This is a genomic window from Mesorhizobium koreense (assembly GCF_031656215.1).
In the GTDB taxonomy this organism is placed as follows: domain Bacteria; phylum Pseudomonadota; class Alphaproteobacteria; order Rhizobiales; family Rhizobiaceae; genus Mesorhizobium_L; species Mesorhizobium_L koreense.
Map to the genome: position 1 here is coordinate 816,607 of NZ_CP134228.1, position 18,798 is coordinate 835,404.

Consider the following 18,798-nt stretch of genomic DNA (forward strand, 5'->3'; position numbering starts at 1 on the left):
GTCACGCTCCCGGCTTGTTGGTCGGCCAGTTGTGCGTCTCGTCCGTCGCGTCCCGGCACCAACGGTAGAACGCATCGTAGAGCAGCATGCCCGCTTCCAGTTGCGCCAGGTCGTCGGAATACATGCGGGACAACCCGAGCGAGGCGGCCAGAAGCCCTGCGGCCTCCGGCGCGAGATCGAGCCGCGCGGTGTCGGCCGCCCGGACGATGGTCGCAAGCCTGAGCAGCGGTTCAGTCGCCAGACCGAATTCCTCCACCATCACGTCGAAGGTGCAGAGTTCGCCGCGATGGCTCCAGAACGCGTTTTCGATATCGAAGGGGGTCGCGGCAAACCGTTCCCCGACCGCCTGCACTTCCTGGGGCGTGACGAACAGGAATGCGGCATGCGGGTCGACAAAGCGCCGGATCAGCCACGGGCAGGCGATCCGGTCGATCTTGGGGCGGGATCGTGTCACCCAGACCGTTCTTCCGGTCGCGTCCGGAGCCGGGATTTTCGTGACAGGGACGCTAGGCAGACCCGACGCGATCCACGCGTCATGCCCCCCTTCAAGGGCTTCCGCAGGCGTTCCCATCTGGCGAAGCCATGCGGCGACGCCTTCGCTGAGTTTCTTTCCGCTTTGGCAGATTGCGACGGCGGTGGGGGTCGGGATCGATCCGCCCCATTCCTGTACGTGGGTATGCGGGCGGCGGACGGAGCTTGGTATCAACCGCGGGTCCGAGGCGAAGTCCTCGTCGGTGCGGACGTCGATCAGCGCCGGGCAGTTCGGCGTGCCGATCAGGCGGGCAAGCTTGTCTGGTGAAATCGTAGTGGGGGATGGCATGGCGCGTCCTTTCCGTTTGCCGGGTTCCTGGACGCGATTCTTGAGCCGTAGCCTCGTGGGGAGATCGCAATCCCCATGCGCGATTCCATCGCGCCGATCGGGGCCGCTGTCAATGCCTTCTTCCGGGCGTTACGACAAGACGAATGCTTTCCGCGCGACAAGCACAAGACGACACCAGCCACGATCGGAGTGCTCCTCGTGACGGCCGTTACGATGTGAGGCCGCGCCTCCAGCAGCCTGACGAGTTGCTGTCGAAAAACACCGCCGTGAGCGCGGAAACTCCAGACCTCGTTCCGTCGCCCCTCACCCCGAGCATCTCACGAACCCTCACGCGCCTTCGTTATTTGTGACGGAGCTCGACCCTGATCGCGCCAATTTCCAATGTTGGAAGGAGCCAGCAACAGAGGAAAATGAAATGGCAAATCCCAAATTCGACCGACCTGTCGCGATATTCACGGGTCTCGGATTTCCCCATGAGATCGAGAGTGTTCTCGACGCGTACCATTTTCTGCTCGAATGGAAGGGCATTCCCGACCTGGATCAGAGGGGGGCTATGGAAGTCTGCCGCAAAGCCCTTAGCGGAGCCAGAACAGGTCACGATGCGCGCAAGGCGTTTCAACGGTTTGCAAGAAACAGAGGCATCGTTGCCGATATGGGGTATGGCCGGGCCGCCTCCTCCCTTGCCGAGGAATGGTTGGTCCGCTGACCGTCCTCACCGATCGCTATTTCGGTCGGATATCGGGTCCAGCTTGATCTCGGCACGAGGACGACACAGTGCGGCGAGTGGAATGTCTAGACGGTCTGCGCGGCATTGCCGCGCTTTGGGTACTGTTCGGCCACGCGATGATCCTGACCGGCTTTTCCCTGCCTATCGTCGGCCATCCCGATCTCGGCGTCGATCTGTTCATCCTGTTGTCGGGCTTTCTGATGGTTTTCCAGTACCAGTTGCGCCGCGAAACAGAGGATTGGGCGGCGCCTCACACCTGGGTCGCTTTCTGGACCAGGCGGTTCTTCCGTATAGCTCCGCTCTTCTACCTGATGCTGGCCGCGGCCCTCATCCTCGGCCCCTTCATCTATGAGAACCGCGTCTTCATCGACACCTTTCTTGGCCGGACTCCGCAGAACCCGGCGCGCTATCTGGATTCAGGCCTCAAGAACGTCGTCATGCATCTGTCTTTCGCCTTCGGCCTGTTTCCGCATTATGCCTACCGGACGCCCCTGCCCGACTGGAGTCTGGGCCTGGAGATGCAATTCTATGCCGTCTTTCCCTTCCTCATCCTGCTTGCGCGCAAGGCGGGCTGGTACTCAATGGTGCTTCTGGTGGCCGCCGCCGGCATTATGGTGGCCGGGGTAATGAGGTGGTCGGGGATAGGATTCCCCATGCCTTCCTTCCTGCCGCTGAAGATCCAGATCTTTCTGTGCGGGATGCTGATCGCGGCCGATCATCGCCTCGGTGCCGCCTGGCTGGCGGCCCGGTTGGGTCTGGCGTTCCTGCTTGCCGCGGTCCCGATTGGCGGTCATCAGGACTTTGTTCGCCTCTTCATGCGTGAACTGCTTGTCCTGATCTTCTTTCTTCTGGTCCACGGGCGAAAACTGGCGATGGTCGGCCCTGTCGCCTCCCTGCTCGGCGGCAAGTTCTTCCACTGGCTCGGCGAATTGTCCTTTGGCGTCTATCTTGTCCATCTCCTGATCATGCAGCCCGTCGCCGGCTGGGCGATCGATCGGTTTGGTGCCGGCATTGGAGACTTTGCCCGGTTCTGCCTTGTCGTCGCTATCGTCGTGCCTGCAACCTATCTCACCGCATTCGTCACCTATAATGCGCTGGAGTTGCCTGGCCAGAGGTTGGGAAAGAGCGTCCTGAGATACACGATCGGAAGCCGCACCAAAGCGAAACAGACGCGCGCCGAAGAGATCGCAGCGCCGTGATCGCGTTTGCGCCGAAAGTTGACCGGCAGGTCGATTTCGCCGGCTGGGAACGTTTCGCGACGCCCATGGTTCTCCTTGGGGAAGGAGAAGAACAATGCCGTACAGGCCCGTCGATACCGGTCGCTCCGAGCATTTCGGTCGCCGTCAATATGCGAGCCCTCGTGAATTTTCCGGGCGCAAGGTGCGTCAGGGCAGGATCGTCCTCAACACGCCGCTGCGCCGTGCTGTCTTCATTGCCGGCCTTGTCATCGCCGTCGTGGTTGTATTTGCCCTCGCCTATATGACGTAGGGGTGGATTGCGATTGGCAATATTGTTGAATTCCTGCACCACCTCTCGACGAAAGCAGGAATATGGCCGTGTTGACCGCCATGTTACAGGAAACGTGAAAAACGGCCTTCTTGACATGGGGGAGCCCCCGCACAAACTCCGGTCAGGGTAGGTGATTTGCCGATGATTCGGCGCGGCGCGGAACGTCCGGTAGAGGCGGACGCGCACGGAAAGATCGGGGGAAACGCGATATGCGCGGTGATATCCTTCATTTCGACGGCACCCAGGGCGTGGGTGTCATCAATGGCGACGACGGCAGCCGCTATGCCTTCGCGCGCGGCGATCTGTATGAGCGGGTTCCCCTGGGAAAGGCCATGCGGGTCGAATTTCGGGCGGAACGCGGCCGTGCCCGCAACATCGCCCGTGCCCGCGGCGACGCGCGTGCCGCCAGCACGGTGAAATCCACAGGCTCGCGCAAGCCCGGCTTGTGGCACCATTTCCGCGACGGGCTGACGCGCAACTACGCCAATTTCCGGGGTAGGGCGCACCGCGCGGAATATTGGAGCTATGCGCTGTTCTGGCTGCTCGCGCTGGCGTTCGTCATGGGCGTCGGGCTCGTCTTCGACGGCGGCCTCACCGATTTCCGCGCGGCCGTGCAGGCGCCGGCGGTGACGGTGACGCTGTCGGTGGTCTTCGTGCTCGCGACGCTTCTGCCGGGGCTTGGCCTCGCCGTACGCCGCCAGCATGATATCGGGCTTTCGGGCTGGTACTCGCTTCTCGTGCTCATCCCGTCGCTCGGCAGCCTCGTCCTGCTCGCCTTCTCGCTCATCCCGAGCCAGAAGCGCGACAACAGATGGGGACCGGTGCCCGAGAATACCGTTTCCTGACGAGAGCGGCCGGTCCGTTCCGGCCGCAGCTCCGGCTACTTCGAAAGCGCCAGGAATTTTGCCGTGATGGCATTGCCCATCTCGGTCGTGCCAACCTTCTTCATGCCGTCCGAATGGATGTCGGCGGTCCTCAGGCCGTCGTCGAGGACCGCCGCGATTGCCGCCTCCAGCCGATCGGCTTCCGCCGTCATGCCGAAAGAGTAGCGCAGGCACATGGCGAAGGAAGCGATCATGGCGATCGGATTGGCGATGCCCTTGCCGGCGATGTCGGGCGCCGAGCCGTGGACCGGCTCGTAAAGCGCCTTGCGGCTGCCGGTCTTCGCGTCGGGGGCGCCGAGTGAAGCGGAAGGCAGCATGCCGAGTGAGCCGGTCAGCATGGCGGCGACGTCGGAAAGCATGTCGCCGAAGAGGTTGTCGGTGACGATGACGTCGAACTGCTTAGGCCAGCGGACAAGTTGCATGCCGCCGGCATCCGCCAGCATATGGTCGAGCTTCACGTCCGAATAGCGTGCCTTGTGGGTCGCCGTCACCACCTCGTTCCACAGGACGCCCGACTTCATGACGTTGCGCTTTTCCATGGAGGTGACGTGGTTCTTTCGCGTCCGCGCCAGTTCGAAGGCGACGCCCGAGATGCGCTCGATCTCGAATGTATCGTAGACCTGCGTGTCGATGCCGCGCTTCTGGCCGTTACCGAGGTCGATGATCTCCTTCGGCTCGCCGAAATAGACGCCACCAGTCAGCTCGCGCACGATCAGGATGTCGAGCCCTTCGACGACTTCCGGCTTCAGCGAGGAGGAGGCGGCAAGTGCGGGGTAGCAGATGGCTGGGCGGAGATTGGCGAAAAGCTGCATGTCCTTGCGCAGGCGCAGCAGCCCGGCCTCGGGGCGCACCTCATAGGGCACCGGGTCCCATTTCGGCCCACCAACCGCGCCGAACAGCACGGCGTCCGCTTGCATCGCCTTTTCCATGTCGGCGTCGGAGATCGCCTTGCCGTGGGCGTCATAGGCGCATCCACCGACAAGGCCCTCGTCGGTCGTGAAGCCACTGCCAAGACGATCGTTCATGGCCGCGATCAGCTTCTTCACCTCGGCCATGGCCTCGGGGCCGATGCCGTCGCCGGGGAGGAGGAAGAGTTTGCGCGATGCCATGGGACGTTTCCTGAATTGAGTAGCTGGATCGCGGCTTTGCTAAACGCTGGCCGCTTCGCGTGCAAGCCCGAGCTGCGGGCTTTGCTTGAGCCAGCGGGCCTCAATGTGTATATTCATGGCAAGTCATACACATCGGATATTGCCATGCGCACCAATATAGACATCGACGACCGGCTCATGAAGCAGGCCATGAAGGCGACAGGACAGAAAACGAAGAAGGCCGCTGTGGAGGCGGCTTTGCGCAAAGTCATCGAGATTTCCGATCAGGTGGCCGCACTGGATGACCTTTGGGGAATGGGATGGGAGGGCGATCTTCAGGAGATGCGAAATGACTGGACGCCGGACGTCGACTGGGGTCTGCAGGACAAGCCGGGCAAACCGTGATCGTCGTCGATAGCTCGGTCTGGATATTCGCCCTGCGCGGCGTGCTGCGGCCAAGCACGGTCCGGCTTCGACTGGAAACAGCAAGAGGGAGGATTCTGCTCGGCGATATCATACTGCTCGAAATCCTGCGCGGCGCTCGCGACGAGCGCCATGCTGTCCGGCTCGAAGCCGATCTCCGGCGACTTCCCTTGGTGACAATGATGGATGTCGATCTCGCGATTGCAGCGGCATCGAATTATCGCAAATTGCGATCGTACGGCATTACGACACGGGGCTTCGCCGACACGATCATCGCAACATACTGCATCGAGTATGGCCACGAACTCCTTCAGGACGACCGCGACTTCCTACCGATGGCCGAATATCTGGGACTGCGGCTCGCCTGAAAGTCGCGGCACGGCTTGTGGCCGGCGCTCATACGCCCCTTCTCAGCGCCGTAACCTCGATCTCGATCTTCATCTCGGGGCGGATGAGCCCGCAAATCGTCATCGTCGCGGCGGGCCGTATCTTGCCGAAGATTTTGCCGGTCACTGCGAAGACCGCGTCGGCAAAGGCCGCATCGGTCACGAGGTAATGCACGCGCACGACATCCGCCATAGCGAAGCCGGCGTCGGCGAGCGCCTTTCCGATCGTCGCGAGGCAGTTCTGCGCCTGTTCCCCGACATCGTCGGGCATCGTCATCGTGGCGTAATCGTAGCCGGTGGTGCCGGCGACGAAGCACCAGTCGCCCTGGACGACAGCGCGCGAATAGCCCGCCGCCTTCTCGAAGGGCGAACCGGTGGAGATCAGCCTACGTTCGTCCATGTCGAGATCAGGCCCTAAACTCAGGCCCAGGGCCGGCTTTCGGCGTAGCTCTTCTCGAAATTGTCGATGGATTTCGATTTCTGCAGCGTCAGGCCGATATCGTCGAGCCCGTTCAAGAGGCAGTGCCGGCGGAATTCGTCGAGGTCGAACTTGACCACGCCGCCGTCCGGCCCACGGATCTCCATTGCCTCGAGATCGACGGTCAGCGTCGCGTTGGCGCCGCGCGAGGCGTCGTCCATGAGCTTTTCCAGGTCTTCCGGGCTGACTACGACCGGCAGGATGCCGTTCTTGAAGCAGTTGTTGTAGAAAATGTCGGCGAAGCTGGTCGAGATCACACAATGGATGCCGAAATCGAGCAGCGCCCAGGGCGCGTGCTCGCGGCTCGAACCGCAGCCGAAATTATCGCCTGCGACCAGGATCTGCGCCTTGCGATAGGCCGGCTTGTTGAGCACGAAATCCGGGTTCTCCGCGCCGTCGTCGAGATAGCGCATCTCCGCGAACAGGCCCTTGCCGAGCCCGGTGCGCTTGATCGTCTTCAGATAATCCTTGGGGATGATCATGTCGGTATCGACATTGACGATTGGCATGGGGGCCGCGACGCCTGTGATCTTCGTGAATTTTTCCATGGTCCGGATTCCTGTAAATTCAAGCCGTGCTTTACAGGAAACGGAAGGCGGGGAAAAGGCTTTTGAGGCCGAAGCCGGTGCGCGCTATGAACCGTCTTCCGCCAGCGCTTCCGCCTGATGGCGATGCCCGTGTATCTCGTAGCCGATAACGGTGACGGCCGGCGCGAGCATGAGAATCACGAGGCAGACGGCCATCCCGACGCCGGAAAGTGCCGCGATGACGGCGAGCGCCACGACCGCGATCGTCGCGATCAGCAGCCAGATGTGGAACGGGTCGAAGCGGCGGACCAGATAATAATAGAGCGCATAGATCGAACCGAGAAACACGCCGACGGGTACGGCGAGGCAAAGCACGGTGGCAAGCGGGCCGATATGGGCCTTGTGCTCGATGAAATAGGCGGCGACGTGCAGGCCGGCGCCGGTGGCGACGATCGAGGCGATGGTCACCATCTGGCCGTAGCCCCAGACGAAGGACCGTTCGCGGTGCGCATGGAGCACCCGTCCCGAGGGCAGCATGTAATAGACCCACCACATGCCGAAGGTGAGGCCCATGCCGGCGATCGCGACCAGTGCGGCGTCCATGCTCCAGCCCTCTTCCTCGACTGCGGCCGACAGCGTCGCGACCGTGCCGACCACCCCTTCGCCGAGCGCGATGATGGCGAACAGGCTGTAGCGCTCGGCGATATGGTGAGGGTGCCAGGGCGTGCCGCCCTCCGTGCGTTCCGCGATCATCGGCCCCGCCAGTTCGATGAGGAGGAGGACAACGCCGAGGGCGAAGGAAACGGGTAGCGAGAAATCGACGAGGATCTGCGCGATCCAGCCGATCTGCGCGATCGATACGGCGATCACATAGGTGAGGCAGGCTTTGCGCCGGGCAGGGTCCTGTCGGGCGGCGCGCAGCCATTGCGACAGAAGGGCGACGCGCATGATGACATAGCCCAGCACCATGACCGAATTGTCCAGATGCGCGCCATGCTCGATCGACGCGAACAGGCGCGGCAAGCCGACGGCGAGCACCAGCACGCCGATCATCTGCACCATGGTGACGAGCCGGTATATCCAGTCATCCGTATCGAAGGCGGAAGAAAACCAGGAGAAGTTGATCCAGGCCCAGCAGATGGCGAAGGAGGCGAAGCCGAAGCCGAGAAGCGCCGCCATGTAGTGGCCTTCCGACAGCGCATGGGCGAACTGCGAGGCGGCCTGACCGAAGGCCATCACGAAGGTGAGGTCGAAGAGCAGCTCGAGCGGCGTTGCGACACGGTGCGCCTCATGCGGATCGCGCCCGCCCATCTGCCGGGCATGATGGTGGAGGATTTCGGAGCCAGGCGGCGTGATCGTCATGCATGGCCTTCGTCTGTGGCGTCACCGACGATAGAAAGGAAGGATGTTTGGCGTCAAGACGAGCGGTGAATGCTGCCGATCCGGCCTGCTTCACCCGTCGCTGCGGTTTATAGGCGGCTCAAAGAATGGCCTGAACCCGCGCAGCGACAACCACCACGAACCGTCATCCCGTAAATCGGGGCGGCGCAAGGCACCGTGCCGGTTGTCCTGGACCTATTCCGTAGAAGTGTGGAAACGTGGCGGCTTCCCGTCTTCGGCGATTGTCGGAAGGGCCAATGACACGCCGTCATTCCCGACACTCTCCGCTCCTTTCAGTCGCTCACGAGGTCGGGAATGACGGCGGGAGGGGCCGACCGCCAAACGTGGATAGATTTACGCCTGCCCGCCTCCGGAAGCGGCTGATCTCCGCGCTTCTCGCAATTTTTTGCGCCCTTTCTCTCCACGCCCTTTTCCCTTCCTCCATAATCCCCGTCAGCTCCTCCCATCGGGAACACCGGTCATGACGGTGATTGCGTGGGGAGGAGCCGGCGCCTCCGCCGCGATGCCGACGTGGCATCATGGCCGGGGAGGTCCCGTCTGGAGGTTCCCCTGGGGGCACTATGACCCCTGCGTGCCGGTAGAAGGTACACAGACCCGAGGCAGAAGAGCGCTTCGGGAGCAGCGGAACAGGTGGGAACAGAAATCGCCGGACGGGCGGCCGAAAGGACGCACGTAATTTACTAGATGAGCGAGCCTGCGGCCGCCCGTCTTTCCCGAGTGAACAATGGCCAGACCGGAAACGGGGCGTGGTGAGGATGAAGCATATTTGGAAGGCAAATGCGGATAATCCTCTGCTCCTTCACACCCCCCTCTGTCCTGCCGGACATCTCCCCCTCAAAGGGGGAGATTACGCCGGCCGCGCCGCCGCACCCCTTTCTGTAGTTTTGGAGATTGGCGGAGACCGCGATGCCAGCCGATCTCCCCCCTTGAGGGGGAGATGTCCGGCAGGACAGAGGGGGGTGCGAAGGGGCGGTGGACAGGAAAGGATACCCACAAACAATGAACCTCAAACGAGGGGCACCCCCAAACGCCTGACCGGGCGTCGCAGCATGTGCCGCGTCCCCGCGGAGCCCGGCCGCGCAAGCGGCGGTTCGGGCGTGAGCGAGAAGAAATCACCGAGCGAAGGAAACTGCGGCCGAACGTTCCACCTTGCGGGGTCGGGCTACTTTCTGCGGGGTTCGCGGTTGAACCCCATGGTACCCTTCCTATCTCGATGCGGCCACCAAGGAGAAAAACGATGAAATGTCCGATTGACGACGTCGAACTGGTGATCGCCGAACGCCAGGGCATCGAGATCGATTATTGCCCGAAATGCCGCGGCGTATGGCTGGATCGCGGCGAACTCGACAAGATCATTGAGCGCTCCGAACAGCGTGCGCCTCGCACTCATCAGGACGACGGCGACCGTTATCGGGACAGGGACGAGCGGCGCCCTTACAAGAAGAAAAAATCGATCCTGGGCGAGATTTTTGACTTCTGAATGCGGCAACCGGCCGGGTCAACGCGATCAGATCACGTTGAGTTCGCGGAAAGGCCGCCCTTCGGCAATGCGCTCATAGCCGAAGGCGGAGCAGTCGATGGTGCGGTAGGCGCCATGGACCACGAGTTCGGCGATCGCCCGGCCGGCGGCCGGCGCCTGCTGCAAGCCGTGACCGGAAAAGCCGTTGCAGAAGAGGAAGTTCGGCATCTCCGGATGCGGGCCGATGACGGCGTTCTGGTCGAGCGTGTTGTAGTCGTAATGGCCGGCCCAGGCACGCGTCGCCTTGATCGCCTCGAAGGCGGGGACGCGGGCGGCCAGCACCGGCCAGATCACTTCCTCGAAATAATGCCATTCCGGTTCGAAGTCGGCCGGATCGGCGGCGGAATCGGTCTCATACGGCTCGGCACCGCCGGTGATGTAGACCGACCCTTCCGGGCGGACATAGATGCCGGACGGATCGACGAGCAGCGGCATGTCGTCGAACCGGTCGCGCGCCTCGAAGACGAAGACCGAGCGCTTGCGCGGCTCGACCGGCAGCGCAAGGCCCGCAAGCGCGGCGATCCCGCCCGCTTGCGGGCCGGCGGCATTGATGACGATGCCGGCGTCAAGCGTCACACCGCCGGCGAGTGTCACGCCGACAGCCTTGCCTCCGGCCGTGCGGATGCCGACGACGCTGTCCTGGACGAAATCGATGGCGCGGTCCCTCAGCGCCTTGCGGAAGAGCGAGAGCAGCGCATGCGCGTCGAACCAGCCTTCGCCGCTCAGGCCATAGGCGCCGGCGGCGATGCCTTCCGCCGCGAGCCAGGGGAAGCGTCGCTTAAGCGCGGCCGCGTCCTCCAGCACGATATCGGCGCCTTCGGCCGCCTGTACGCGGTGGTTCTCGCGCAGGACCGCTTCGCCGGCAGGGCTGGCGAGAATAAGGTAGCCCTTTTCGTGGAAGCCGATATCGGCACCCGCCCCGAAGCGCGCCTCGAGGTCACGGAAAAGGCCCAGCGTGAAGCGCGACAGGCGGATGTTTTCGGCAATGGAGAATTGCTGGCGGATCGAGGCGCAGGAAAGCGTCGTCGCGGAATGCGCGAATTGCGGGTCGCGCTCGATCAGCGCGATGCGCCCGGCAAAACCCTCCTCGCGCAGGAAATAGGTGATCGAACTGCCGACGATCGCCCCGCCGATGATCGCAATATCCGTATACGCCATGTCCTCGCCCGTCTCGTTCGGCGCGAGACAATCAGCTTCGCCGCTCGCCCGCAAGAGCGGGGCTTGCCAGGCTTTGCGCCAGCGTCCATGAAGCGCATATGCCATCGACTTCCCGCCTCCGCCGCTCGGTGCTCTATGTGCCCGCCACGAACGAAAAGGCGCTCGCTAAGCTGCCTTCGCTCGATTGCGACGTGGCGGTCGTCGATCTGGAGGATTCCGTCGCCCCGGAAAGAAAGGATGAGGCGCGCGAGCGCATGCGCGGCTTTTTTAACCGGGGCGAGGGCGGCGGGAAGATGACGGTGATCCGCATCAACGCGCTTTCCGGCGAATGGGGGGCTGAGGATTTGCTCGCAGCACGCGCATGTAGGCCCGACGCGATCCTGCTGCCGAAGGTCGATACGCCGCGCGACGTGCTCGACGCCAACGACGCGCTCGACGAGATGGACGCGGCGTCCTCGCTGGAGCTTTGGGCCATGGTGGAGACGCCGAAGGCGATGCTCAATCTCGGCGCCATCGCCGAACTCGGCCGCGATCCCTCCGCGCGGCTTGCATGTTTCGTTGCCGGCACCAACGATCTCGTCAAGGAAACCGGGGTGCTGGCGACGGCGGACCGGCGTTACCTCATGCCGTGGCTGATGCAGATGGTGCTTGCCGCGCGCGCCGGCGGGCTCGATGTACTCGACGGAGTGAGCAACGATTTCCGCGACGCGGAGGCCTTCGCGCGCGAATGCGGCGAGGCGCGCGCCATGGGCTTCGACGGCAAGACGCTGATCCACCCGGCGCAGATCGGTCAGGCCAATGCCGTCTTTTCGCCCTCCGAGGCGGAGATAGCGGGAGCGGAGGAGATTGCGGATGCCTTCGCCAAGCCGGAGAATGCGGGCAGGGGAGCGATTTCCGTCAACGGCCGGATGGTCGAGAGGCTGCATCTGGAACAGGCAAGCCGCGTGCTTGCCAGGGCGGCCGCCACGAAGGAGCGAGGAAGATGAAGCTTTACCGTTTTCTGACCGGGTCCGACGATGCCAGCTTCTGCCACAAGGTGACGGCGGCCCTCAACAAGGGCTGGCACCTCTACGGCTCGCCGACCTACGCCTACGATACGGAGGGCAAGGTCATGAAATGCGGCCAGGCCGTCGTGAAGGACGTCGAGGGCAAGGAATACGAGCCTTCGGTCAAGCTGTCCGATTATTGAGAGGCGTTGCGGACGACGTCAGGGCGCGATGCGCTCGACGTCTTCCTCGATCCGCTCCATGTCGTCGTCGGAGAGGCCGAAATGGTGGCCGATCTCGTGGATGAGGACATGGGTGACGATATCGCCCAGCGTCTCCTCGTTCTCCGCCCAATAGTCGAGGACGGCGCGGCGGTAGAGCGTGATGCGGTTCGGCCCCTCGCCGGTGTGCGGGTTCCAGCGTTCGGCGATCCCGCGTCCCTCGAACAGGCCGAGCAGGTCGAAAGGCGTCTCCAGCGCGAGATCGTCCATGATCTCGTCGGTCGGGAATTCCGAGACCTGGATGACGATCTCGCCCGTAAGCTGGCGGAATCCCTCCGGCAGATGGGCATATGCTTCGAGTGCCAGGAGTTCCATCTCGTCGATGGACGGCGAGAGCTGGTCCTGCCAGGCGCGGGTTTGGTATATTCTTGCCATCCGCGCCATATAGCGGTTCGCATCGTGGCTTTCGAGAGGCAAGGACGCCGCGCCTTGGAACAAGGTTACGATAGGGCCGAACGGCGGCGGCGCCAACGGCGGCGGCGCGGAAAATGCCGGTCATTGGAAGTTGCGTCCTTTCGGCATGACCTTTCGCGGCCCATCCGCCAGCGCCTCGTAGTCGCGCTCGAGCGCTGGCAGCGCGCGGGCAAGCCGGCGGTAGCGCCTGTCACGACCGTCGCTCGTTGGCTTTTTGACCTCGTCGGCGCTGGATAGATCGTCGAGCGCCCGGAAACCTTCCGACAACTCGCTGAGCCATGGCGTCAGATCCTCGATGTGTTCGGCGATGATGTGGATGACGCCCGATTCCGACTGCACGGGGCCGTGGACCCGGATGAAGCGGGAGCCCATGACCACCGAACGGTAGCGCGCGAACCGCCTTTCCCAGATGATGATGTTGGCGATGCCGCCCTCGTCCTCGAGCGTCAGGAAGATCGCCTTTCCGTTGCCCGGCCGCTGACGCACGAGCACGAGGCCGGCGACCCATATGCGCCTGCCGTCCGGCACCGAAGGGAGCCGTGCACTGGGCGTTATGCCGGCCGTATCCAGACGCTGACGTAGGAAGGAGACGGGGTGTGCCTTCAGCGAGAGGCCGAGCATGCGGTAGTCATGGATGACATGCTCGCCGGGCGGCATGGCGGGCAGGGCGGCCTTTGGTTCATGGTCGCGCAAGGCAAGGTTCGGACGGTCGAAGAGCGGCAGGAATTCGGCGGCGGCCTTCCTGTCCAGCGCCTTCACCGCCCACAGCGCCTCGCGCCGGCCAAGCCCGATGGAGCGGAAGGCATCGGCTTGTGCAAGTTTCTCGATCTCGTCGACATCGAGGCCGGAACGAAGCCAGACATCGCGCACCGAATCGTAGCCGTCGCCGCGGCGCTCGACAAAAGCGACCATCCGATCCTCGGAAAGCCCCTTGACCTGCCGGAAGCCGAGCCGGACGGTGTTCTTCGTCAGGACGGTTTCCCGCATTTCCGCGTGGCGCGGATGGATGCGGCCCGGATCGAAATCGGCTTCTTCCAGCGTGCAGTCCCAGACGGAATGGTTGATGTCGACGTCGCGGATTTCGACGCCGTGGTCGCGCGCGTCGCGGACAAGCTGGGCAGGTTGGTAAAAACCCATCGGCTGCGAATTCAGGATCGCGGCGCAGAACACGTCGGGATAAAACGCCTTGAACCATGAGGAGGCATAGACAAGGAGCGCGAAAGAGGCGGCGTGGCTCTCGGGGAAGCCGTAATCGCCGAAACCCTTGATCTGGTTGAAGCAGCGCTGGGCGAATTCTTCCGAATAGTTATTGCCGACCATGCCTTCGATCATCCGCTTTTCATATAGCTCAATCGTGCCGTTGCGCCGGAAGGTCGCCATGGCGCGTCGCAACTGGTCGGCCTCGCCGGGCGTGAAGCCGCCGGCATCGATGGCGATCTTCATGGCCTGTTCCTGGAAAAGCGGGACACCGAGCGTTCGTTCCAGGATGGCTTCCAGCGCAGGGCTCGGATAGTCGACTTTTTCCTTTTTCATCCGCCGGCGCAGATAGGGATGCACCATGTCGCCCTGGATCGGGCCGGGGCGGACGATCGCCACTTCGATGACGAGGTCGTAGAATTTCCTTGGGCGCAGCCTCGGCAGCATGGACATCTGCGCCCGGCTCTCGATCTGGAAGACGCCAAGCGTGTCGGCGCGGCAGATCATGTCGTAGACCTTTTCGTCCTCTGGCGGGACCGTCGCTAAGGTGAGGCGCCGGCCATATTTGTCGCGCACGCGGTAGTGATCCTCAAGCAGATTGAAGGCGCGTTTCAGGCAGGAGAGCATGCCGAGCGCGAGCACATCGACCTTGAGAATACGGACTGTGTCGAGGTCGTCCTTGTCCCACTCCACCATCCTGCGCGATTCCATCGCGGTCTTGACGATGGGGACGATCTCGTCGAGCCGATCCTTCGTGATGACGAAGCCGCCGACATGTTGCGTCAGGTGGCGGGGGAACCCGATGATCTCGTTGACGCGGGCGACGACATGCCGGGTCGTCGGATCGGCGAGGTCGATGCCGGCGGCTTTGGCCTCCTTCTCGCCGACACCGGAGGTCGACCAGCCCCAGATCGTGCCCGACAATGCGCTTCGAACATCGTCCGACAGGCCCATCGCCTTCGCCACCTCGCGCAGCGCCGAGCGGCCGCGATAGCTGGTGACGGCAGCGGCGAGCGCTGTCCGCTTCTCCGAATACTTGGAATAGATGTACTGGATGATTTCCTCGCGCCGCTCGTGTTCGAAATCGACGTCGATGTCCGGCGGCTCGTCGCGCTCCGTGGAGACGAAGCGCTCGAACAGCACGTCGGTGAGGGCCGGATCGACCTCCGTTATATGAAGGCAGAAGCAGATGACGGAATTGGCGGCCGAGCCGCGTCCCTGGCAGAGAATCCCCACCCCGTCCGATCGCGCGAAGCGCACGATGTCGTGGACTGTGAGGAAGTAGCGCGCATATTTCTTCCCCGCGACGATGCCGAGTTCGTGCCGGATCAGAGCCTGCACCTTTTCCGGCACGCCTTCGGGGTAGCGTCTTTCCGCGCCCTCCCAGGTCAGCCGTTCCAATTCGGTCTGCGGATCGACGCCCTCTTCGGTCGTTTCCTCCGGATAATTGTGCTTCAGCTCGTCCAGGCTGAAAGTGAGGGTCTCCGCGAAGCGTAGCGTCTCCGACAGCGCTTGCGGGTAGCGGCGGAAGAGGCGTGCCATTTCGCCGGGTGTTTTCAGATGGCGTTCGGCATTGGCGGCAAGTGCCAGGCCGGCTTCGGCTATAGGCACATTGAGGCGGATTGCGGTGAGCACGTCCTGCAGCGGCCGCCTTTCCGTGGAGTGATAAAGAACATCGTTGGTCGCCATCAGCGGAACGCCTGCGGCTTCCGCCATTGCCGCCGCTTGCTCCAGTCTGAACCGGTCGTCACCGTGATAATCCGGCGCGACGGCTAGCCACAGATTACGGCCGAAGCGATCCTTGAATTGCCGGACCAACGCCAGATTGTCCTCCGCTGGCACCGACAAATCCGGTAGCACAGCAAGCGACAGCCGGTCGCCCCATTCGAGGAGGTCGTCGCGCCTCAAGAGGGTAGCACCCTTTTCGGTCTCCTCGCGCAGATTGGCCTGGGTCAGCATGCGGCAGAGATGCCCCCAGCCTTTGCGGTCTTGTGAATAGGCGAGAATATCGGGCGTTCCGTGCTCGAAGACCAACCGGCAGCCGGGGTGGTAGGGAAGCTGGACCGCTTCCGTATCCTCGGAAAGCTTGATGTATCTCGACTGGCTCCAGGCGCGCACCACGCCGGCGACGCTGTTGCGGTCGGCAAGGCCCATTCCCGCATGGCCGAGGAGACAGGCGGTCTTCACCAGTTCCTCGGGTCTCGAAGCGCCGCGCAGGAAGGAGAAATTCGACTGGACGCCGAACTCGATATAGGGCGGTTGCGCCATGAGAGAGGAAACGTTCATGCGAAGATGCCGTGCATGAACCAGCGCGGGCCTTGCGGGGCCTCGCCGTAGAGGCCCTGCCGGTAGAGCCAGAAGCGCCGGCCCTCCTCGTCCTCGACGCGGAAATAGTCGCGTGTCCCTTCGCTTCCGTCCCCGCGCCACCATTCCGGCGCGATGCGTTCCGGCCCCTCGGATGCCGCGACACGATGGAATACGCGGCGCCAGCGGAAGGAGGCGGGCGCGCCTTCCGGAACCTCCGCCGCGATCGCTTCGATCGGCTCGGGAGAGGAGAATAGACGGATCGGGCGTTCGGGGAGATGCGGGGCGGTACCCCCACCCCTGCCCCCTCCCCACAAGGGGGAGGCAATCGCATATGAAGTTCGACCCCCACTCCGATTTGCTTCGCAAACCACCTCTCCCCCGCTCGACGGGGGAGAGGAAGTGCCGGCCGCTAGGCTAGGCTCCTTTCCTCGCCCCCACGAAAGTGGGGGAGAGGTGGCGCGCGAAGCGCGACGGAGTGGGGGATATTTGGTCATATGCGATAGTTCTGCCCCTTGTGGGGAGGAGGTGATTTCATATGCGGCGGTCCTTCCGGCAAAGGGTACGGCTGCGGCCGCACGTTCGGGCAGATGGCTTTCGACGGGGATGGCCTTCAGCACGGCATGGTCGCCAAGGCGCGCCCGGATGCGGTCGGAGAACAGGACCAGCCTTTCCTCCTCCGATGCATCCTCTCCGGAAAAATCGGCCTGCCATGCCTCGAAGCGGGCAAGGGAAAGGGCTGAAAGCCTTACCAGATCGAAACCGAAGCCCGCGTCGATCCGGTCTTCAAGCGCAGCGAGCTTTTCATGGAAAAGGAGGCCGATCCTGTCCGGGTCGCGTAGCGGCCGCGCGGTGCCGACCGCGATCCGGCTGACGGCGCCGTCGACCCGGAAAAGCGCCAGTTGCAGGGATCGCGCGCCTTCTCCACGCCGCTCGAGGTCCGCCTTCAGCGTAGCGGCGAGCAATCCGACCAGCCGCTCGATCGCCTCCATCGTCACGATCGGCTCGACGAGCCGGCGCTCCACCGCGAGCGGCGGTGCCGGCAGGCGCGGCGATATCGGCTCCTCCACCTGGCCGAGCGCCTGGTCGATGCGTAGGAAAAGGAGCTTGCCGAAGCGCCGGGCAAGCGGCGCGCGCGGCGTCTGCATGACCGCGCCCACGGTCCTCAGGCCAACGCTTTCCAGCCCGCCGCGCACCGCCGCGTCAAGCCGAAGCGCCGGCAAGGGCAGCGGCGCCAGCGCCTCCGCCTCGTCTCCCTCTTCGATTGCCGAGAGGGAAAAACGCGCCGCGGCCCATGCCGCTCCCGGCGTCGAGGCGATGCTCGCACGAAGATCGAATCCCTGATGGAAGAAGCGGGCAAGGATATCGTCGAGCATCGCCTTTTCGCCGCCGAAGAGATGGGCGCAGCCGGTTATGTCGAGGAAAAGGCCGTCCTCGCCTTCCAGCGCCACCAGCGGCGTGTAGCGGTCGCACCAGTCGGCGAGGCTTTCGAGCAGACGCCTGTCCGCCACCGGATCGGTCTCGGCGATCTCGATCCCGGGGTGCATGGCACACGCATCCGCGATCCCCACGCCGCGCTTCAAGCCGAGCGCCTCGGCCTGTTCATCAAGCGCTGCGATGCGTCTCGTATTGTTCTCGTGGCGGCTGACGATGAGGGGCGTTCGTTTCATCTGTGCCGACCGGGCCGCCATCCGGGAACGCCAGGAGCGTCCGTGCCGCTGGCGCAGGATGCGGTCGGTCGGAAGATGCGGAAACCACAATGCCAATATTCTCTGTCCCATGGTCTTCCTGCCGTCTTTCGCGGAAGCCGCGCTCGGCGGCATCCCATTCGAGGATGAATTCTCCGGACGCGGCGTTCCGGCTCTTGCCGATGCCGACGGTGAAGGAAGGCGGGCCGATGGAGTGGGCAAGCGGGCCGGCAAGCGTCGATCGGGGCCGGGCGCGCGCCGGCGCAACGACAAGCCGGAGCGGCGCTGCGGTCGGCTCGGCAAAACCCGCCTCACGCAACAGGAAGAGAGGCCGGCCGGCCTGGAGCGCACGCCGGTGCAGGCGTCTTGTCGCGGTGAGGTCGAGCCGGCGCGGATTGCCTCCGGTTTCGAGGAATGTCGCCGAAAGGGCTTTCAGCCGCGCCGCCTCCTCGGCGATCCAGAGAGCGTCCCGGAGCCGGCGGGGGGCGGAGAAGAGGACAGCGCCCGGCCCGAGGCCGAAACGCGCGCAAAGACCCGGAAGGTAGGGGGTACCCGTCTCCTTGAAGATGTCCGCCGTACCGATCCACAAGAGCGGCCCGATCACCTCCTCCTTCAGGAGAAGGCTTGCCAGCGCAAGCGCAAAGCCTGCCACCGCTCCGGCGTCGCGTGCCTCCGCACCGTGGATCTCGATGAGGCCGGCTCGCGGCAGACCACCGCCGAGAGCAGCATCAAGGGATTCCGCACCTGTCCGCAACAGGGACGAGCGTCCCATGCCGGCGGCCTGACCGTCGCGGCGCCTGAGGATGCCGCCTGCATCCTCAGGCGCGCCGGACGGCTCGACCAGCCTGTCGGCAAGGACGCCCTCGATCTTTGCGATTTCCCGGCGCAGGGCAGAAATGGTCTCCCGCGCCATGGCGTGGCTGGCCATGACGGTATCCGCTCTTCCGACAATTTGTTCATGCTATGTTCTTATGGATTCCAGAGCTCTCCCGAAGAGTCAAGCGTCTT

General features: G+C 63.7%; 20 protein-coding genes. 10 read left to right on the top strand and 10 right to left on the bottom strand.

Features of this window, described 5'->3' with window-relative positions; genetic code table 11:
- Position 1: 1 nt before the first annotated feature.
- Positions 2–820 carry a chromate resistance protein ChrB domain-containing protein gene (locus tag RBH77_RS03815; RefSeq protein ID WP_311030827.1) on the bottom strand — a complete coding sequence of 273 codons (819 nt, stop codon included), beginning with the start codon at positions 818–820 and terminating at the stop codon, positions 2–4.
- Between the two features lie 75 nt (positions 821–895).
- Here RBH77_RS03815 and RBH77_RS03820 point away from each other — a divergent pair, with 75 nt between their 5' ends.
- The 5 genes from RBH77_RS03820 (at position 896) to RBH77_RS03840 (ending at position 3,901) form a co-directional block, all read left to right on the top strand.
- Positions 896–1,039: a hypothetical protein gene (locus RBH77_RS03820; protein ID WP_311030828.1), complete on the top strand. Its 144-nt coding sequence runs from the start codon at positions 896–898 to the stop codon at positions 1,037–1,039.
- A 196-nt stretch (positions 1,040–1,235) separates the two neighbouring features.
- Positions 1,236–1,526: a DUF982 domain-containing protein gene (locus tag RBH77_RS03825; RefSeq protein ID WP_311030829.1), complete on the top strand. Its 291-nt coding sequence runs from the start codon at positions 1,236–1,238 to the stop codon at positions 1,524–1,526.
- A 68-nt stretch (positions 1,527–1,594) separates the two neighbouring features.
- Positions 1,595–2,746 (top strand): acyltransferase family protein, encoded by a 1,152-nt coding sequence (locus RBH77_RS03830; RefSeq protein WP_311030830.1) that lies wholly within the window; start codon positions 1,595–1,597, stop codon positions 2,744–2,746.
- A gap of 94 nt (positions 2,747–2,840) precedes the next feature.
- Positions 2,841–3,035 carry a hypothetical protein gene (locus RBH77_RS03835; RefSeq protein WP_311030831.1) on the top strand — a complete coding sequence of 65 codons (195 nt, stop codon included), beginning with the start codon at positions 2,841–2,843 and terminating at the stop codon, positions 3,033–3,035.
- Between the two features lie 230 nt (positions 3,036–3,265).
- Complete coding sequence (locus RBH77_RS03840) at positions 3,266–3,901, top strand: DUF805 domain-containing protein (protein WP_311030832.1); 636 nt, start codon at positions 3,266–3,268, stop codon at positions 3,899–3,901.
- 35 nt (positions 3,902–3,936) lie between these two features.
- Here the strand turns inward: RBH77_RS03840 and leuB are convergent, their stop codons facing one another.
- Positions 3,937–5,049 (bottom strand): 3-isopropylmalate dehydrogenase, encoded by a 1,113-nt coding sequence (leuB, locus tag RBH77_RS03845; RefSeq protein WP_311030833.1) that lies wholly within the window; start codon positions 5,047–5,049, stop codon positions 3,937–3,939.
- Positions 5,050–5,064: 15 nt separating this feature from the next.
- Here leuB and RBH77_RS03850 point away from each other — a divergent pair, with 15 nt between their 5' ends.
- Positions 5,065–5,433, top strand: a complete 369-nt coding sequence (locus RBH77_RS03850; protein WP_311030834.1) for a type II toxin-antitoxin system VapB family antitoxin — start codon at positions 5,065–5,067, stop codon at positions 5,431–5,433.
- Complete coding sequence (gene vapC, locus RBH77_RS03855; RefSeq protein ID WP_311030835.1) at positions 5,430–5,819, top strand: type II toxin-antitoxin system VapC family toxin; 390 nt, start codon at positions 5,430–5,432, stop codon at positions 5,817–5,819. Before RBH77_RS03850 ends, vapC begins: the two co-directional genes overlap by 4 nt.
- Positions 5,820–5,847: 28 nt before the next feature.
- Here the strand turns inward: vapC and RBH77_RS03860 are convergent, their stop codons facing one another.
- The 3 genes from RBH77_RS03860 to RBH77_RS03870 all read right to left on the bottom strand — a co-directional run bounded on the left by RBH77_RS03860 (position 5,848) and on the right by RBH77_RS03870 (position 8,204).
- Entirely contained in the window at positions 5,848–6,237 is a 390-nt protein-coding gene (locus tag RBH77_RS03860) for a RidA family protein (RefSeq protein ID WP_311030836.1), read from the bottom strand.
- A 20-nt stretch (positions 6,238–6,257) separates the two neighbouring features.
- On the bottom strand, positions 6,258–6,863 hold the full coding sequence (leuD, locus tag RBH77_RS03865; RefSeq protein ID WP_311030837.1) for a 3-isopropylmalate dehydratase small subunit: 606 nt from the start codon (positions 6,861–6,863) through the stop codon (positions 6,258–6,260).
- 84 nt (positions 6,864–6,947) lie between these two features.
- Positions 6,948–8,204: a low temperature requirement protein A gene (locus RBH77_RS03870; protein ID WP_311030838.1), complete on the bottom strand. Its 1,257-nt coding sequence runs from the start codon at positions 8,202–8,204 to the stop codon at positions 6,948–6,950.
- Between the two features lie 1,276 nt (positions 8,205–9,480).
- Between RBH77_RS03870 and RBH77_RS03875 the strand changes: the two genes are divergently transcribed.
- Positions 9,481–9,723, top strand: coding sequence for a TFIIB-type zinc ribbon-containing protein (locus RBH77_RS03875; protein WP_311030839.1), 243 nt, complete (start codon positions 9,481–9,483; stop codon positions 9,721–9,723).
- Positions 9,724–9,750: 27 nt separating this feature from the next.
- On the opposite strand, the gene RBH77_RS03880 is transcribed toward RBH77_RS03875, so the two are convergent.
- Positions 9,751–10,920: an NAD(P)/FAD-dependent oxidoreductase gene (locus RBH77_RS03880; RefSeq protein WP_311032417.1), complete on the bottom strand. Its 1,170-nt coding sequence runs from the start codon at positions 10,918–10,920 to the stop codon at positions 9,751–9,753.
- 98 nt (positions 10,921–11,018) lie between these two features.
- Between RBH77_RS03880 and RBH77_RS03885 the strand changes: the two genes are divergently transcribed.
- Positions 11,019–11,906, top strand: coding sequence for an HpcH/HpaI aldolase/citrate lyase family protein (locus tag RBH77_RS03885; protein WP_311030840.1), 888 nt, complete (start codon positions 11,019–11,021; stop codon positions 11,904–11,906).
- Positions 11,903–12,109 carry a DUF1737 domain-containing protein gene (locus RBH77_RS03890; RefSeq protein ID WP_311030841.1) on the top strand — a complete coding sequence of 69 codons (207 nt, stop codon included), beginning with the start codon at positions 11,903–11,905 and terminating at the stop codon, positions 12,107–12,109. Before RBH77_RS03885 ends, RBH77_RS03890 begins: the two co-directional genes overlap by 4 nt.
- Before the next feature lie 18 nt (positions 12,110–12,127).
- Here RBH77_RS03890 and RBH77_RS03895 read toward each other — a convergent pair whose 3' ends face one another.
- The 4 genes from RBH77_RS03895 to RBH77_RS03910 form a co-directional block, all read right to left on the bottom strand.
- On the bottom strand, positions 12,128–12,562 hold the full coding sequence (locus RBH77_RS03895) for a metallopeptidase family protein (protein ID WP_311032418.1): 435 nt from the start codon (positions 12,560–12,562) through the stop codon (positions 12,128–12,130).
- 120 nt (positions 12,563–12,682) lie between these two features.
- Positions 12,683–16,084 carry an error-prone DNA polymerase gene (locus RBH77_RS03900; RefSeq protein ID WP_311030842.1) on the bottom strand — a complete coding sequence of 1,134 codons (3,402 nt, stop codon included), beginning with the start codon at positions 16,082–16,084 and terminating at the stop codon, positions 12,683–12,685.
- On the bottom strand, positions 16,081–17,772 hold the full coding sequence (locus tag RBH77_RS03905; protein ID WP_311030843.1) for a Y-family DNA polymerase: 1,692 nt from the start codon (positions 17,770–17,772) through the stop codon (positions 16,081–16,083). The genes RBH77_RS03900 and RBH77_RS03905 overlap by 4 nt, the downstream gene beginning before the upstream one ends.
- A complete protein-coding gene (locus RBH77_RS03910) occupies positions 17,708–18,718 on the bottom strand; it encodes an ImuA family protein (protein ID WP_311030844.1) in 1,011 nt (336 codons plus the stop codon). Before RBH77_RS03910 ends, RBH77_RS03905 begins: the two co-directional genes overlap by 65 nt.
- Positions 18,719–18,798 lie beyond the last annotated feature (80 nt).